At 48.7% G+C, this 14,601-nt stretch carries 13 protein-coding genes and 1 riboswitch; of the genes, 1 reads left to right on the top strand and 12 read right to left on the bottom strand.

Annotated features, from left to right (window positions below):
- Positions 1 to 59: 59 nt before the first annotated feature.
- The 12 genes from purF to MHH89_RS25315 all read right to left on the bottom strand — a co-directional run bounded on the left by purF (position 60) and on the right by MHH89_RS25315 (position 14,003).
- The gene (purF, locus tag MHH89_RS25370; protein ID WP_341088415.1) at positions 60 to 1,556 is read right to left on the bottom strand and encodes an amidophosphoribosyltransferase; all 1,497 of its coding nucleotides are present in this window, start codon (positions 1,554 to 1,556) and stop codon (positions 60 to 62) included.
- A complete protein-coding gene (gene purL, locus MHH89_RS25365; protein ID WP_038568661.1) occupies positions 1,541 to 3,787 on the bottom strand; it encodes a phosphoribosylformylglycinamidine synthase subunit PurL in 2,247 nt (748 codons plus the stop codon). Before purL ends, purF begins: the two co-directional genes overlap by 16 nt.
- The gene (purQ, locus tag MHH89_RS25360) at positions 3,765 to 4,454 is read right to left on the bottom strand and encodes a phosphoribosylformylglycinamidine synthase subunit PurQ (RefSeq protein ID WP_036680909.1); all 690 of its coding nucleotides are present in this window, start codon (positions 4,452 to 4,454) and stop codon (positions 3,765 to 3,767) included. The genes purL and purQ overlap by 23 nt, the downstream gene beginning before the upstream one ends.
- A gap of 5 nt (positions 4,455 to 4,459) precedes the next feature.
- The gene (gene purS, locus MHH89_RS25355; protein WP_036680912.1) at positions 4,460 to 4,705 is read right to left on the bottom strand and encodes a phosphoribosylformylglycinamidine synthase subunit PurS; all 246 of its coding nucleotides are present in this window, start codon (positions 4,703 to 4,705) and stop codon (positions 4,460 to 4,462) included.
- Positions 4,706 to 4,829: 124 nt separating this feature from the next.
- Entirely contained in the window at positions 4,830 to 5,720 is an 891-nt protein-coding gene (locus MHH89_RS25350) for a phosphoribosylaminoimidazolesuccinocarboxamide synthase (RefSeq protein WP_076279486.1), read from the bottom strand.
- 276 nt (positions 5,721 to 5,996) lie between these two features.
- Complete coding sequence (purB, locus tag MHH89_RS25345) at positions 5,997 to 7,292, bottom strand: adenylosuccinate lyase (protein ID WP_036680917.1); 1,296 nt, start codon at positions 7,290 to 7,292, stop codon at positions 5,997 to 5,999.
- A gap of 5 nt (positions 7,293 to 7,297) precedes the next feature.
- The gene (purK, locus tag MHH89_RS25340; protein ID WP_076136917.1) at positions 7,298 to 8,530 is read right to left on the bottom strand and encodes a 5-(carboxyamino)imidazole ribonucleotide synthase; all 1,233 of its coding nucleotides are present in this window, start codon (positions 8,528 to 8,530) and stop codon (positions 7,298 to 7,300) included.
- Complete coding sequence (gene purE, locus MHH89_RS25335) at positions 8,527 to 9,012, bottom strand: 5-(carboxyamino)imidazole ribonucleotide mutase (protein WP_036680920.1); 486 nt, start codon at positions 9,010 to 9,012, stop codon at positions 8,527 to 8,529. Before purE ends, purK begins: the two co-directional genes overlap by 4 nt.
- Positions 9,013 to 9,317: 305 nt before the next feature.
- Positions 9,318 to 9,419, bottom strand: a riboswitch (purine riboswitch).
- A gap of 233 nt (positions 9,420 to 9,652) precedes the next feature.
- On the bottom strand, positions 9,653 to 10,087 hold the full coding sequence (locus MHH89_RS25330; RefSeq protein WP_036680923.1) for a universal stress protein: 435 nt from the start codon (positions 10,085 to 10,087) through the stop codon (positions 9,653 to 9,655).
- Between the two features lie 40 nt (positions 10,088 to 10,127).
- On the bottom strand, positions 10,128 to 10,391 hold the full coding sequence (locus MHH89_RS25325; protein ID WP_036680925.1) for a DUF1294 domain-containing protein: 264 nt from the start codon (positions 10,389 to 10,391) through the stop codon (positions 10,128 to 10,130).
- A 91-nt stretch (positions 10,392 to 10,482) separates the two neighbouring features.
- A complete protein-coding gene (locus MHH89_RS25320; protein ID WP_081383421.1) occupies positions 10,483 to 11,706 on the bottom strand; it encodes an MFS transporter in 1,224 nt (407 codons plus the stop codon).
- A 161-nt stretch (positions 11,707 to 11,867) separates the two neighbouring features.
- On the bottom strand, positions 11,868 to 14,003 hold the full coding sequence (locus MHH89_RS25315; protein WP_076282751.1) for a DNA topoisomerase III: 2,136 nt from the start codon (positions 14,001 to 14,003) through the stop codon (positions 11,868 to 11,870).
- Between the two features lie 127 nt (positions 14,004 to 14,130).
- Between MHH89_RS25315 and tsaA the strand changes: the two genes are divergently transcribed.
- Positions 14,131 to 14,577 (top strand): tRNA (N6-threonylcarbamoyladenosine(37)-N6)-methyltransferase TrmO, encoded by a 447-nt coding sequence (tsaA, locus tag MHH89_RS25310; protein ID WP_076128454.1) that lies wholly within the window; start codon positions 14,131 to 14,133, stop codon positions 14,575 to 14,577.
- Positions 14,578 to 14,601 lie beyond the last annotated feature (24 nt).

The raw sequence follows: 14,601 nt of genomic DNA, 5'->3' as shown, positions 1-14,601 counted from the left end.
GGTGGCCGGAGGGCAGAGCCCTTCGGAATCCCCCTTTGAAAGGGGGACTTAGGGGGATGTCAACACGAGCAGCCATCTTTCTCTGCCCCGCCAAAATCCACCTGCGTCGGGTAATCATTATCAAAGCAAGAAAGGCAAAGTCCGCCTTTGTAGTCGTCTTTGTTGTGTCCACCAATGGAAGAGATTAAGCCTTCCGGCGACAAAAATGCCAAGGAATCGGCGTTGATCTCTTCGCACATTTCCTCAATGGTCTTGTAGGACGCGATGAGGTCGCGGCGGTCTGGTGTATCAATGCCGTAGAAGCAAGGATTCTTGAACGGTGGCGAAGTAATCCGCACATGCACTTCAACAGCTCCCGCTTCCCGAAGCAGATTGACGATTCGGCGTGAGGTCGTGCCACGAACGATAGAATCATCGATCATAACGACACGTTTGCCATCAACTACGCTGCGCACGGCGCTCAGCTTCATCTTCACACCTTGCTCACGCAGTTCTTGGCTCGGCTGGATGAAGGTCCGTCCAGTGTACTTATTCTTAATGAGCCCAAGCTCATAAGGAATTCCCGTTTGCTCGGCATACCCGATGGCTGCTGAAATACTGGAATCCGGCACCCCGGTTACAAGATCAGCATCGACAAAAGCTTCCAGTGCCATGCGGCTACCCATCCGCTTACGGGCGGAGTGCAGGTTAGAGCCGTTCATATCACTGTCTGGGCGTGAGAAGTAAATATACTCCATCGCACACAGCGCTTTACGTTTGGGTTCGGTAAAACGGTCCTCCAAGAGACCGTTTTTGTCGAGGACTAGCAGTTCACCCGGCTCAATATCTCGAACCAGCTGTGCCCCAATGACCTCTAATGCGCAGGACTCGGAAGCAAAAATATAAGCTTCACCAATCCGTCCCATCACTAGCGGACGCAAGCCATGGGAATCTGAAGCGACAATTAACTTATCATTTGTCATAAGCAGAAAAGCAAACCCGCCAACGAGCTGCTGCAGCGCATCTTTTGCCGCTTCAACAAAATCCTTTGGCGAACGGGCAATTAAATGCGCCAGCACTTCTGTATCACTCGTAGTTTGAAAGATCGATCCGCTTTGCTCCAGTTGTTTGCGGATCAACGGTTCATTTACTATGTTGCCGTTCGTAGCAATTGCCAAATCGCCGTCACGATATTTAAATACCAGTGGCTGCGCATTGGTTAAGCGACTGTCTCCACTAGTGGAATAACGTACATGCCCAATGGACATGTCTCCAACCAATGAGGCAATTTTGTCCTTGTCGAATACTTCTTTTACTAACCCCATCCCGCGGTGATAGTTGAAATCGCGACCGTCTGCTACGCAGATTCCCGCACTTTCTTCTCCACGGTGTTGTAAGGCGTGTAAGCCGTAATAAGACATGGACGCCGCTTCCGGGTGTCCGAAGACCCCGAAAACGCCGCATTCTTCTTTTAATGTGTCAAAAACATCTCCCGAGCCCGTTCCTTCATTGTAAAAGTCACCAGTCCACAGGATAGGAGTCTCCTGCTCTTTCCCGGTCTTTATTTCATAAGACATGGAATAGCATCCTCCCAAACGAATTTCAATTCTGCTACAGCTTCATCTAGTGCGGACACGCCGTCCAGATTTACGCGCAGTCTGTCTCCACCTACAGTTCCGATGATCTCCACGGGAACACCGCTGGCTGCAATCGCTGCTTTCAGCTCTTCGGCACGTTCAGGAGCTGCTGTCAGCACAATGCGTGATTGGCTTTCGCTGAACAATGCTACATCAGATCTAAGACCATTAGCTGAAAGCTCAACGTTCGCTCCGATTCCGCCGCTGATACAGCTCTCTGCAAGCGCTACGGCAAGTCCACCTTCGGACAAGTCATGTGCGGAACGCACCAGACCGCCACGAATTGAGGTAAGGACTGCATTCAGCAGTTTTTTCTCAGTAGCCAAATCCAAAGCCGGAGGACGACCTTCGGTCACACCATGAACAGCATATTGGAATTCACTGCCGCCCAGCTCAGCCTTGGTCACTCCCAGCAGAAGAATGGAATCTCCTTCTTGCTTGAACCCTTGAGTCGTAATATGATCCGTGTCCGCTACTAAACCAACCATGCCGACAACCGGCGTTGGATAGATGGAACCCGTAGTATTTTCGTTATAAAGACTGACATTACCACCGATCACCGGAGTATCCAGCACACGACATGCTTCAGCCATACCATCAACCGCACGCTCCATTTGCCAGAACACATCAGGCTTCTCAGGATTTCCAAAGTTCAGATTATCCGTAATAGCCAGCGGTTCAGCACCGGAACAAACGATGTTACGTGCCGCTTCGCTGACTGCAATACGTCCACCCACTTCAGGATCAAGATGAACATAACGGCCATTACAGTCTGTAGTCATCGCAAGTCCTTTACGAGTACCATGAATGGTAACTACAGCCGCGTCAGATCCAGGACGTACAGCTGTGCTCGTCCGCACCATGTAATCGTATTGATTGTATACCCATGCTTTACTTGCTACGGTTGGTGATCCAAGTACTGTACGCAATGCACCGCCCAGATCCGTAACTTCCTCATAACGAAGGGTATCTACCTTTTCATTCGCAATATAATAAGCAGGAACCTCAGAAGGTTTGTTATATACTGGACACTCATCCACGAGCGCCGTTACTGGCATGTCACCAACAACCTCGCCGTGATGATACAATTTCAAGCGGCCATCATCCGTAACTTTACCGACTTTACAGCAGATAACACCCCAGCGGTCAAAAATCTCTTGTGCCTGGGCCTCATCCTTCGGCTCAACGACGAACAACATCCGTTCTTGTGATTCTGAAAGCATCATTTCGTAAGGTGTCATGCCCTCTTCACGTTGTGGCACCTGATCAAGATACAGCTCCAGACCATTGCCTGCTTTACTTGCCATCTCCGCACTAGAGCAGGTAAGACCCGCTGCGCCCATATCCTGAATCCCGATAACGATGCCGCTGTCGATCAGTTCTAGACAAGATTCCATAACGAGCTTTTCCATAAATGGATCGCCGACTTGTACAGCGGTACGTTTAGCTTCTGATTCCTCACTAAGCTCTACCGATGCAAAAGTAGCACCATGAATTCCATCACGTCCTGTAGGAGGGCCTACATAGAAGACAGGGTTGCCTACGCCCTTAGCTACACCACGTTGGATTTTGTCATGATCGATCAGACCCACACACATTGCGTTAACTAGCGGATTGCCGTCATAGCTATCATCAAACATGATTTCGCCGCCAACCGTTGGAATCCCGATACAGTTACCATAACCAGCAATACCAGACACTACATGTTCGAACAAATACTTCACTCGATCACTTTCCAGCTTCCCGAAACGTAGTGAATTGAGGATTGCGATAGGTCTGGAGCCCATGGAGAAAATATCACGAATAATCCCGCCGACACCCGTTGCCGCACCTTGGAAAGGTTCTACCGCTGAAGGGTGGTTATGACTTTCGATTTTGAAAACAACCGCTTGGTTGTCACCGATATCTACAATCCCTGCACCCTCGCCAGGTCCCATCAGGACACGTGGTCCGGAAATTGGGAAACGTTTCAGGAGGGGTTTGGAGTTCTTATAGGCACAGTGCTCGGACCACATTACGCTGAATACGCCGATTTCAGTGTAGTTCGGCAAACGTCCCATAAAAGACTTGATCAGCTCATATTCGCTGTCCGACACACCGAACTGGCTGTAAATTTTCTGCTCCGCAATCTGTTCTGCGGTCGGTTCCTTAACGGATACTTGCTGCGTCATGACGATCCCTCCAAGTCTTCAGTATGGATGTAAACATTCTTTTGCCGTCTTCTGAACCAAGTAAACTATTAGCCGCGCGCTCAGGGTGAGGCATCATGCCAACCACATTCCCTTGTACGTTACTAACACCCGCAATATCGGCTACGGAGCCGTTAGGATTATCGCTATAGGTAAACACGATCTGATTGTTAGCTTTCAGCTCTGCCAAAGTCTCGTCATCACAGTAGTAGTTTCCTTCACCGTGTGCGATTGGGATGATGATTTCTTCATCTTTAGCATAGTCAATAGTAAATGGGGTTTCATTATTAACAACCTTAAGCACTGTATCGTGACAGCGGAACTTCATCGACATGTTGCGGCGAAGCGCACCTGGCAGCAAACCAGCCTCAGTAAGAATTTGGAACCCATTGCAAATGCCTAGCACATATTTCCCTTGCTCTGCTGCTTTAGCAACTTCCGCCATAACAGGAGCAAATCTCGAAATCGCGCCACAGCGCAAGTAATCACCATATGAGAATCCGCCTGGAACCAAAATGCAATCATACGCCGATAAATCCGTCGCTGTATGCCACACATAATCGACTGGTTCGCCGAGACTGTCCTCTACCGCCTTGTAGCAATCAATATCACAGTTGGAGCCTGGGAAGACAAGTACAGCAAATTTCATGTCGTTTAGTCCTCCAATTCGTAGCGGTAATCCTCGATCACCGTGTTGGCAAGTAGCTTTTCGCACATTTCCTTGAGACGAACTTCCGCTTCAGCACGGTTATCCGTATCCAAAGTCAGCTCCATATATTTCCCGATACGCAAGCTTTCAACTTCTTGGAAGCCTACCGAATGAAGTGCTCCTTGTACTGCTACCCCTTGTGGATCAAGAACGCTTTTCTTTATGGTGACATATACCGTCGCTTTTAACATATGCTTGTAGTTCCTCCTAAATTTTAATGAGCATACCCTCTGAAACTGAAATTCTACAATGAGTACATTTAGCTTCAAAAATATATACTGAATTTATTCCCATGAGTGCACACACTATGTTGAACTATAAAGACTTGCCAGTAAGACGATGATAAATGTCCAGATAACGCCGTGTAGTTTCTTCTACTACTTCCAGTGGGAGCGGATCAGGTTTACTATTCTTGTCCCAGGAAGATGCAGATAGATACGTACGAACAGGCTCTTTATCCATACTATCAATTTCAATATCAAGCGCGTATTTATCCTTAGCCCAGAAGCGGGAAGCATCCGGTGTAAAAATCTCATCGATCAGAATCACCTTACCGTCCAACAAGCCGAATTCGAATTTGCAGTCCGCAAGAATGATCCCACGCTCAGCACAATACTCTCTAGCAAAAGCGAACAGCTTTAAGCTCTTTTCCTGCAGCTCAAGCGCCAGATCAGCTCCGATTAATTCCTGCATTTTCTCAAACGGAATATCCTCATCGTGACCTACATCATTTTTAGCCGCAGGAGTAAAAATCGGTTCTGCCAGCAGCGCGTTTTTGCGGAGGTTAGCAGGAAGTTCAATACCATTTACCTTGCCGGTTTCTTGATACTGTCTCCAGCCGCCGCCAGTGATGCATCCACGCACTACGCATTCGATATCAATACGCTCAGCTTTGCGTACCACCATGACACGGTTTCTGAGAGCCTCTTTGTCCTTAACTACGTCGCCGAGCAGATCCACATCGATATGAACGACATGATTCTCCATCAGCTCTTTAGTCTGTCCGAACCAGAACGCGCTCAGACGGTTAAGCACATTGCCCTTTTCAGGGACTGCCGGGTCCAGCACATAGTCAAAAGCAGATATCCGATCTGTAACTACGATCAGTACATTTTCCCCTAAATCGTATAGCTCACGAACCTTCCCTTTGTAGAGCAGCGGCGCATTGATGAGTTCCACGGCTGTGGATACGGCCGATGATGTCATGACCTTTCCTCCCTTGAACTAATGATCTCCCTAATAACTATCTGGTCTCAAAGGCGTAACTCCGAGGAATGTTTGGACTTCCGATCGCTGTTATCCTCAGATTTCCTGATTGAACCGCTGCTGCGGTAGAAATCCGAGGATAAAGGCGAACGCTAACGCTTCTACAGTTCCAAAATTTCTCTCCGTTCCTTATCGACCAGTTGCATTTCAATTCTGCACAACCTTAACCGCTCGTACTATTCCTAGCTCCTTAGTTCACCACTAACTTATCTTTTCTTAGATAAGTTCTAGCTTGCGGAAGATGGTATCCACATGCTTAAGGTGCCAAGAAGGGTTAAATGCATCTTCAATCTCTTCTGGGGTGAGGACATTAGTGATTTCAGGTGTAGCTTCCACGATATCACGGAACTGCTTTTGCTCTTCCCAAGCTTGCATCGCACGTGGTTGGACGGTATCGTACGCTTGCTCGCGGCTGAAGCCTTTATCAATCAGCTTGGTTAAGATCCGGCCAGAGAAAGGAACGCCGAAGGTACGGTTCATATTACGCTTCATATTCTCTGGGAATACAGTCAGGTTCTTCACGATGTTTCCGAAACGGTTCAGCATGTAGTTCAATAGCATTGTTGCATCCGGAAGGATGATACGCTCCACTGAAGAGTGCGAGATATCGCGTTCATGCCAGAGCGGCACGTTCTCGTAAGCTGTAACCATATGTCCGCGAATCACGCGGGACAGACCGGAAATATTCTCGCAGCCAATAGGATTCCGTTTATGCGGCATAGCAGATGAACCCTTTTGACCTTTGGCAAAAGCTTCTTCTACTTCGCGAATCTCACTCTTTTGCAGAGCGCGGATTTCGGTAGCGAATTTGTCTAGCGAGGTTGCTACCAGAGCAAGAGCTGCCATATATTCAGCGTGACGGTCGCGCTGTAGAGTTTGTGTCGAGATCGGTGCAGGGCTTGTACCCAGCTTACGGCAGACAAATTCTTCTACGAATGGATCGATGTTGGCATACGTACCAACGGCTCCGGAGATTTTGCCAAATTGCACACCGTTCGCAGCATGGCGGAAACGCTCCAGGTTACGTTTCATTTCTTCGTACCACAATGCCATTTTCAGACCAAAAGTAGTTGGCTCAGCATGAACCCCATGTGTACGGCCCATCATCGGTGTATCTTTATAAGCAATAGCTTTATCTTTAAGGATCTCAATGAAGTTAATAATATCCTTCTCTAGAATCTCATTCGCTTGACGCAACAAGTAACCCAGTGCTGTATCCACCACATCTGTGGAAGTAAGGCCGTAGTGTACCCATTTGCGTTCTGCGCCAAGGCTTTCGGAAACCGCACGAGTAAAGGCGATTACGTCATGACGTGTTTCCTGTTCGATTTCATCAATACGTGCGATGTCGAATTTAGCATCCTTACGCAGCTTAGCAGCGTCTTCATGTGGGATGACTCCCAGCTCCGCCCATGCTTCACAAGCGCAAATTTCCACTTCCAGCCACGCTTTGAATTTATTCTCCTCAGTCCAAATGGCCCGCATCTCGGGTCTGCTGTAACGTTCGATCATATTCTTTAGTTCCTCCAAAGTTTAGATTGCTCCACCCAGGATAGGCCGTCTCCGGTATCCTTGCACAGCAGATTGATATGACCCATCTTACGACCAGTCTTACTCTCAGTCTTGCCATATATATGAAGCTTAGGTACAATACCCAGCTTATTATCTTTTTCCTCATGTGTACAGGTCGCTTTAATCGCACCATCCAAATGCTGACCTAATACATTTACCATAACTACAGGTGTCAAAAGCGTTGTATCGCCCAGCGGCAGATTACAAATCGCCCGGACATGCTGCTCGAACTGTGAGGTCACGCAAGCATCCATGGTGTAATGGCCGGAATTATGCGGTCTTGGTGCCAGCTCATTGACGAACAATTCACCGTCCGCTGTGACGAACATTTCCACGGCAAGCAGTCCAACCGCATTCAGCCCTGCGATTAAAGTCTCAGCCAGCTCGCAAGCTCTGCGCTGAATGTCCGCTGACACTCTTGCAGGCACAATGGACAGATGCAAAATATTGTTTACATGAATGTTCTCAGAAGGCGGGAAGCTTTTGACCTCCCCAGATGCACTACGTGCAGCAACAACGGATATTTCGCATTGAAAAGCTACAAACTTCTCAAGCACTAGCTCCGGAATCACCTCACCGGGTGCAACCTGCCGGAAAGCTTCTTCCAGCTCTTCTTCCTGACGAATCACAGCTTGACCCTTGCCGTCATAACCGCCTGTGGCTGTCTTGAGCACACAAGGTAGTCCAAGTTCAGCCGCCGCCTCTTTTAGCTCCGCAAGGCTGTCCACCTTCCGGTACGGGGCGACCGGAACGCCCGCCGCCTCGATGGCGGCTTTTTCGCGCAGCCGATGCTGCGTGGTATACAGCAGCGCGCTGCCCTGCGGCACGTACGATTCTTCCGCCAGCAGCGCTGCTACGCCCGCGTCGACGTTCTCGAACTCGTACGTGATGACGTCCGCGCGGCGGGCCAGCTCCCGCGCCGCGTCCCGGTCGTTATACGCCGCCGTAATCTGCGGCGTAACTTGACCGCTAGGCGCATCCGGCGCAGGATCCAGCGCCACGAAGCGGTACCCCATGGCGCTGCCGGCCAGCGCCATCATGCGCCCGAGCTGCCCACCGCCGAGCACGCCGACGGTCGAGCCGGGCAGCAGCGTCCGGACGGTGTCCGCACCGGACGCTTGTGCAGCTGGCGAAGCTGCGCCGCCAGCCTCCTGCAGCTTCAGCTCCTCCGGCCTCATAAGCTGTCGCTGCTTTCCAATACTTCATCGCGGATCGCATCCCGACGCAGCTGCACACGCTGCTGCACTTCAGGGTCGAACGCTCCGATGATCTGTGCGGCCAGCAGGCCCGCATTTACAGCGCCTGCTTTACCAATAGCTACCGTTGCTACCGGTATGCCTCCAGGCATCTGCACGATGGAGAGCAGCGAGTCCAGCCCATTAAGTGCTTTCGACTGCACGGGCACTCCAATCACTGGCAGGATTGTCTTTGCAGCCACCATACCCGGCAAATGCGCGGCGCCGCCTGCTCCTGCAATAATCACGCGAATACCGCGGCCTGCGGCTTCCTCCGCATAGCGGAACATCAAGTCCGGTGTACGGTGCGCGGATACTACCTTCTTCTCATAAGACAAACCCAGCTCTTCCAGCACCCCACAAGCGTGCTCCATCGTATCCCAATCCGACTTACTACCCATGATGACAGCTACCTGCACAGACATGATTCGACCTACCTTCCAATCACTAGTATGAGATATCTTTATCTTGTAAATCCGAACAAGCAGAGACTACATTCTCGTCCTTCAGGGATGACTATCGTTTTCCTTAATAATATAAGGTTGATGTATTACGTGTAACTTATTCCTTATATTAAAAAAGCCCGATGTCCAGACGCATTTTGCTGCGGGAGGATCGGACTAGTAAAGGAATTAGGAAAAAACACTCCCGCTTGCCTCTCACCAAACTGGCATTAAGCGCGGAAAGCTGCACAATGCATCACTCCATTATCTGGACTGCATTATCGCATTCTAGCATCCTATTTCCTCGTAGTCCGGTAATTTACGGTTCCCGGGTAGAAACTTCCGGGCCATATTCCCGGTTTTATACGAGCTCTTCATGACATCAGTTTAACAATCCCCTACACATGATGTCAACTCAAACACGAACATTGGTAAAATCACCATAATAAATGTTCGCTTTTGGGCGGATTTGAATTCTCAATAACCTTATATTTTGTGAAGAAAGACTTCTTTCCGTACACTCCTAACTCTAATGCTCTATGATGTTTAAGCTCCAGAATACGACCTGTACTTCCTTAAATTGAAAAAAAGGAACGCTATCAGCGTCCCTTTGAACTCTATATTATTTTACAACCAGCACTGGAATACGAGCGCTTTGTACTACATTATGGCTGACACTGCCCAGAACAAATTCACGTATACCGCCAAGCCCGCGGCTGCCGATAACTATGATGTCTATAGCATTTTCCTTAGCATATTTCAAAATCACTTCCGCAGGAGATCCTTGTAAAAGCTCAACCTCAGCATTCAGGCCTTCAGCCTCAAGACGTCCCTTCACTTCTTCTGTAGTCTGCACCGCCAAATCATAATATTCTTTATTTACTGAAGCTGGTAGTGGTGCAAGAGCTTCTCCGATAAAAAATCTTGGGAATTCAAATGCGTGTACGACATGCAATATAGAACCTGGTGTGACTTTAGCGAGTTCAATTGCGCGCTCCAATGCTTGATTAGAAGCCTTTGAACCGTCATAGGCTAGCAAAATTTTAGAGAATAACATGTACGCCACCTCTTTTTCTAGTTTGTAATCCTAAAGACTATTATCTTAAAAAATAGCTGTACAAAAAGATATTCAGCAGCAGCAGAAGCGGAATTCCGATCCTGAAGGATGTATGACGCGTCTTGTGGCGCTTACGGTACATGGCAATCAGCACACCTAGTGCGCCGCCCATGGCTGCCAGCAGAAAAAGTGTTTTCTCAGGTACACGTTCCCGCCTTTTGCGGGCTTTGTTCTTGTCCTCGGACATCACTACATACCCGATTATATTAATTACCACAAACCACAACATTACAACCTTGACCATTCTCCCGGGCTCCTCCTCCTTGCTTCCTATCTCTATTATATTCCCCTTTTGCACAAAAAACCAATCATCCTTACACGCTCTGCCAAGTCTGTTAAGTTTCTTTTAGCTGCTTCTGCTTCGTATCCTTCATCCATACCCAGGATAAAATTGTAGCCAACACCGCCGCAATTCCACCTAACCAGAATCCTCCGGTCAAGCCATATACAGAGCTCATCCAACCTGCTACGAATGGCCCTGCTGACATCCCTATCGCATAAACGGCCTGATAGAAGCCCATAGCTGTAGCCCGTTTAAAAGGATCTATTTCTGATACGGATTTACTCAACAGCAGCGGAAAAATAAGTCCCTGCATAAAACCATTCCCCACCTGAGTCAGACAAAGCGCCGCTAACGTCGGCATAGAAGGAATGAGCAGCGTAAACAGTGCGCTTCCCGCAAAGCCTAGCATAAGCTTCCCTCTATCACCCAGCAGCCCTCCAAACAGACGTGAGCCGTAGAGCGTTGCGATGGCATGCGGAATCATAAAAGCGAGTGTAAGCCAGCCCAAGCTTTCTTTGCTTGCTCCGATATTCAGCGCCTGGTTCGGAGTATATCCGAACATCGTTATAAATAGCACACAGTGCGCCAGCACAGACAACAGTGATACTTTTACCAGCAAAGGTTCCTTTACGACACCAGCCAGCTCCTTGATCTGTATGGCATTTTGCCGTTTTTCCTGCTTTTGTTCCGGTAACCGAAGCGCAAGTATTAGTGCCGCAATAGCTACAATTCCACCAATCAGGAAGGGGGCATTCCAGCCCCAATGCTCTACCATATAGCCGCTGATCATCATGCTGGTCAATTGGGCGATTACTGTAGTGAATTGCAGCATGCCCATCGCTTTTCCAGCTTCCTCTTTTGGAAAATATCCTGCGAACATCACAGAGTACACAACCCATGCCGATGCTGCTATCCCGGATACCGCACGTGCTGCCAACGCCCAACCCGGCTGTGCTCCCCACATAAAAAGAAAACAGCTGACTCCACTCGCAATCAATCCCAGATAGATAAACGGCCGCCGCCTATTTAAATAATCTGAACCGATGCCAATGGGTATACGGAATAGGATCTGCATTAACCCATATATCCCAAGCACCATGCCCACCATAAAATACGATGCTCCCAAATGCTCAACATATGGTGAAAGCACCGGCACATAAATATAAGAAGAGAACCAAAACATAAATACAATAACCAAAAAGAAAAACCTGCTGCTTCCTTGCCCCTGTGGGCGATCTGCCGCTTTCAACGGATTCGCCTGCTGCTCAGCTGCCACCTAATCACCTGCTCCACTCATTTGCTTACCATTCTAATTCAAAGCCTATCCGTAGACCACATAAACTTACTAGGATAAAAAAAAGACTACTGAGCACACTCAGCAGCCTTCATTATTCTAATCATTCGTTTTAATTGAAGCTAACCATCCGATGATTCCTACTACTTATCCTTCTTTTGTCCTTCAAGCGCTGCTTTCAGCAGTTCCCCAAGGTTAGAACCAATGCTTTCCTGCTTGCTGTATTGCTGCACCAGCTTTTGCTGTTCACGTTTATTAACATGCTTGTGATCCTTATCTAAGGTCTCTGTGATTCCACAGCCTAGACATTGTACGAACATGCCTGCTTTACCCTCTTTAAGCTCCATTTTCTTATGGCACTGTGGGCAGCGGCGATTCGATAGTCTTTTCTCACCTGCACGGGTGTAACCACAGTTATCTGCAGGACACACCAGCAGCTTCCCTCGTTTGCTCTTCTTCTCGAGAAGTCTTGTACCGCATTCCGGACAGTGGCTGTTAGAGACATTATGCGGCTTATATTCTGCTCCGCTAGTTTTCACACCTGTTACCAATTCCTGTGCCATACTGCGGATACCTTGTAAAAAGAGCTCCGGTTTGCCTTGACCACGCGCTATTTTCTCCAGCTCAGCTTCCCAACGTGCGGTTAGATCCGGGGTTCGTAGCTGAGTGGATACCAGCTCGATTAACTGCTTACCTTTTCCTGTCGGATGCAGGAGATTACCTTGCCGCTCAATCGTATCGGAGCTTACCAGCTTCTCAATAATATCCGCGCGTGTAGCCGGGGTTCCGAGGCCGTGCTTCTCCATTTGCGTCAACAGCGAAGCTTCATTATAACGCTTCGGTGGCTGTGTTCGGCCAGCACGCACCATACAGCGGCCAATCGTGACAGCAGCCCCTTCGCGCAGCTCAGGCAGCTTTACACTGCCCGCTGCCGGCTCGTCCGCAGATTCCTCCTCGTCATCACTACTCATATCCCCGCCGTATACTTCGCGCCAGCCGGCATCTTTTACTGTCGTCCCTTTGACATGGAAGCTTTCGCCTTCCACATTGACGGTTACAGCTACCGCATCATAACGAGCTGGCGGATAGAACAAGCTTATAAAACGCCGCACAATCAGATCATACAACTTACGTTCCTCAGTACTCAGACCATTTAACAATACGGTCTGTTCTGTAGGAATAATAGCGTGGTGATCACTGACTTTACTATCATCCACGATTCGCTTCGTAATCGGCAGCTGCTTGCGCAGCAATGGACGTGCTAACGCTGCATATGGACCGACCGCAACACTATCCAGTCTTTCCTTGAGTGTGCCCGTCATATCTGAAGTTAAGTAACGACTGTCCGTACGCGGGTATGTGACAAGTTTATGCTGCTCATATAACCGCTGCAGCACACTGGAGGTCTGCTTCGCGGAGAAGCCGAACTTCCGGTTCGCATCACGCTGCAGTTCAGTCAGATCATAAGCCAGTGGATGAGGTTCACTTTTCTCACTCTTCTGTACCTTAATAATACGGCCGCTGCGTCCTGTAAGCTTATCCTTTAAGCTGGCTGTCTTATCCTTTTCGAATATTCGACCATCACCGTTACTGGCCCGCCATGCCGCTTGGAAATCCCCAAAATCAGCAGTCAGCGTCTCAAAATCGACGGAACGGAAACCCGTAATCTCCTGTTCACGATCCATGATCATCCCTAATGTCGGCGTTTGTACCCGTCCTGCTGAGAGCGGCGAACCGAACTTACAGGTCAAAGCTCTTGTGACATTCAGTCCAATCATCCAATCCGCCTCTGCGCGGCAACGTGCAGATTCATACAACCGATCAAATTCCCGGCCCGGACGGAGTTTTGCAAATCCCTCTTTAATTGCCTTATCAGTCTGCGAGGATATCCATAACCGCCGGAATGGCTTTTTCCACCCTGCCATATTCATAATCCAACGAGCCAGCAGCTCCCCTTCACGAGCAGCATCTGTAGCAACAATAAGCTCCTCAATGTCCTGACGCTTCATTAGGTGCTGGACAGCTTTATATTGCTGGTTGGTCTCCCGCAGCACCTTCAGCTTGGTCTTCTCCGGCAAAATCGGCAGATCCTCCAAGGCCCAAGTTGCAAACTTTTTATTATAATCCTCTGGCTCTGCCAGGCCGACCAAATGACCCAGCGCCCAGGTAACCACATATTTTGGACCTTCAATATAACTCTTCTGTTTATTATTGCATCCCATGACCCGTGCAATCTCGCGTGCAACAGACGGCTTCTCCGCCAATACTAGTGTCTTCATAATGCTCCCCTTTCCACATCAAATTTCATTATAGCATTAAATGAATGTTAGCAAATATCGTCAGGCTTTACCGTATGCCTCTGTTATACACTAGATCATATCTGATACCCGAAAGGAGTCATAGTCAATGAATGAACAAGAAAGCTATAATATATTATCTATAGGATCGGTTAGAGGTACAGCACATAATTTGCGGCTTGAAATCAACCCGGAATTCAGACCAGCGCTTAAAGGTTTATCTCAGTTTAGTCATTGCCAAGTACTTTGGTGGCTGCATGAGTTTGCAGAGGATCATTTCCGGCAGACTACACAGATTCAGCCTCCTTATGATGCGACCTTAACTGGAGTATTCGCTTCCCGTTCCCCTATTCGCCCTAATCCGATTGGGCTAAGTGTAGCAGCAATCCTGTCTGTCGATGTAGACTCTGGAATAGTAGAGGTGGCCGGGCTTGATGCCTATCCGGGCACACCGGTTCTCGACATCAAAGCCTATTTTCCTAGTGCAGATCGCGTAATGGAAGTGACTGTTCCCGATTGGGCTGCTGCTTGGGGCGACTGGACAGCAAATCATTGAAGTAATCGTGCTAGACACCATTTC

The organism is Paenibacillus sp. FSL H7-0323 (assembly GCF_038002725.1).
In the GTDB taxonomy this organism is placed as follows: domain Bacteria; phylum Bacillota; class Bacilli; order Paenibacillales; family Paenibacillaceae; genus Paenibacillus_AQ; species Paenibacillus_AQ odorifer.
This window is presented reverse-complemented; position numbering and strand designations above follow the sequence as displayed.

What these genes read in the sequence shown, in the direction of transcription:
- purF (WP_341088415.1), bottom strand. Translation starts at nt 1,556, where the DNA reads ATGTCTTATGAAATAAAGACCGGGAAAGAGCAGGAGACTCCTATCCTG.
- purL (WP_038568661.1), bottom strand. Translation starts at nt 3,787, where the DNA reads ATGACGCAGCAAGTATCCGTTAAGGAACCGACCGCAGAACAGATTGCG.
- purQ (WP_036680909.1), bottom strand. Translation starts at nt 4,454, where the DNA reads ATGAAATTTGCTGTACTTGTCTTCCCAGGCTCCAACTGTGATATTGAT.
- purS (WP_036680912.1), bottom strand. Translation starts at nt 4,705, where the DNA reads ATGTTAAAAGCGACGGTATATGTCACCATAAAGAAAAGCGTTCTTGAT.
- MHH89_RS25350 (WP_076279486.1), bottom strand. Translation starts at nt 5,720, where the DNA reads ATGACATCATCGGCCGTATCCACAGCCGTGGAACTCATCAATGCGCCG.
- purB (WP_036680917.1), bottom strand. Translation starts at nt 7,292, where the DNA reads ATGATCGAACGTTACAGCAGACCCGAGATGCGGGCCATTTGGACTGAG.
- purK (WP_076136917.1), bottom strand. Translation starts at nt 8,530, where the DNA reads ATGAGGCCGGAGGAGCTGAAGCTGCAGGAGGCTGGCGGCGCAGCTTCG.
- purE (WP_036680920.1), bottom strand. Translation starts at nt 9,012, where the DNA reads ATGTCTGTGCAGGTAGCTGTCATCATGGGTAGTAAGTCGGATTGGGAT.
- MHH89_RS25330 (WP_036680923.1), bottom strand. Translation starts at nt 10,087, where the DNA reads ATGTTATTCTCTAAAATTTTGCTAGCCTATGACGGTTCAAAGGCTTCT.
- MHH89_RS25325 (WP_036680925.1), bottom strand. Translation starts at nt 10,391, where the DNA reads ATGGTCAAGGTTGTAATGTTGTGGTTTGTGGTAATTAATATAATCGGG.
- MHH89_RS25315 (WP_076282751.1), bottom strand. Translation starts at nt 14,003, where the DNA reads ATGAAGACACTAGTATTGGCGGAGAAGCCGTCTGTTGCACGCGAGATT.
- tsaA (WP_076128454.1), top strand. Translation starts at nt 14,131, where the DNA reads ATGAATGAACAAGAAAGCTATAATATATTATCTATAGGATCGGTTAGA.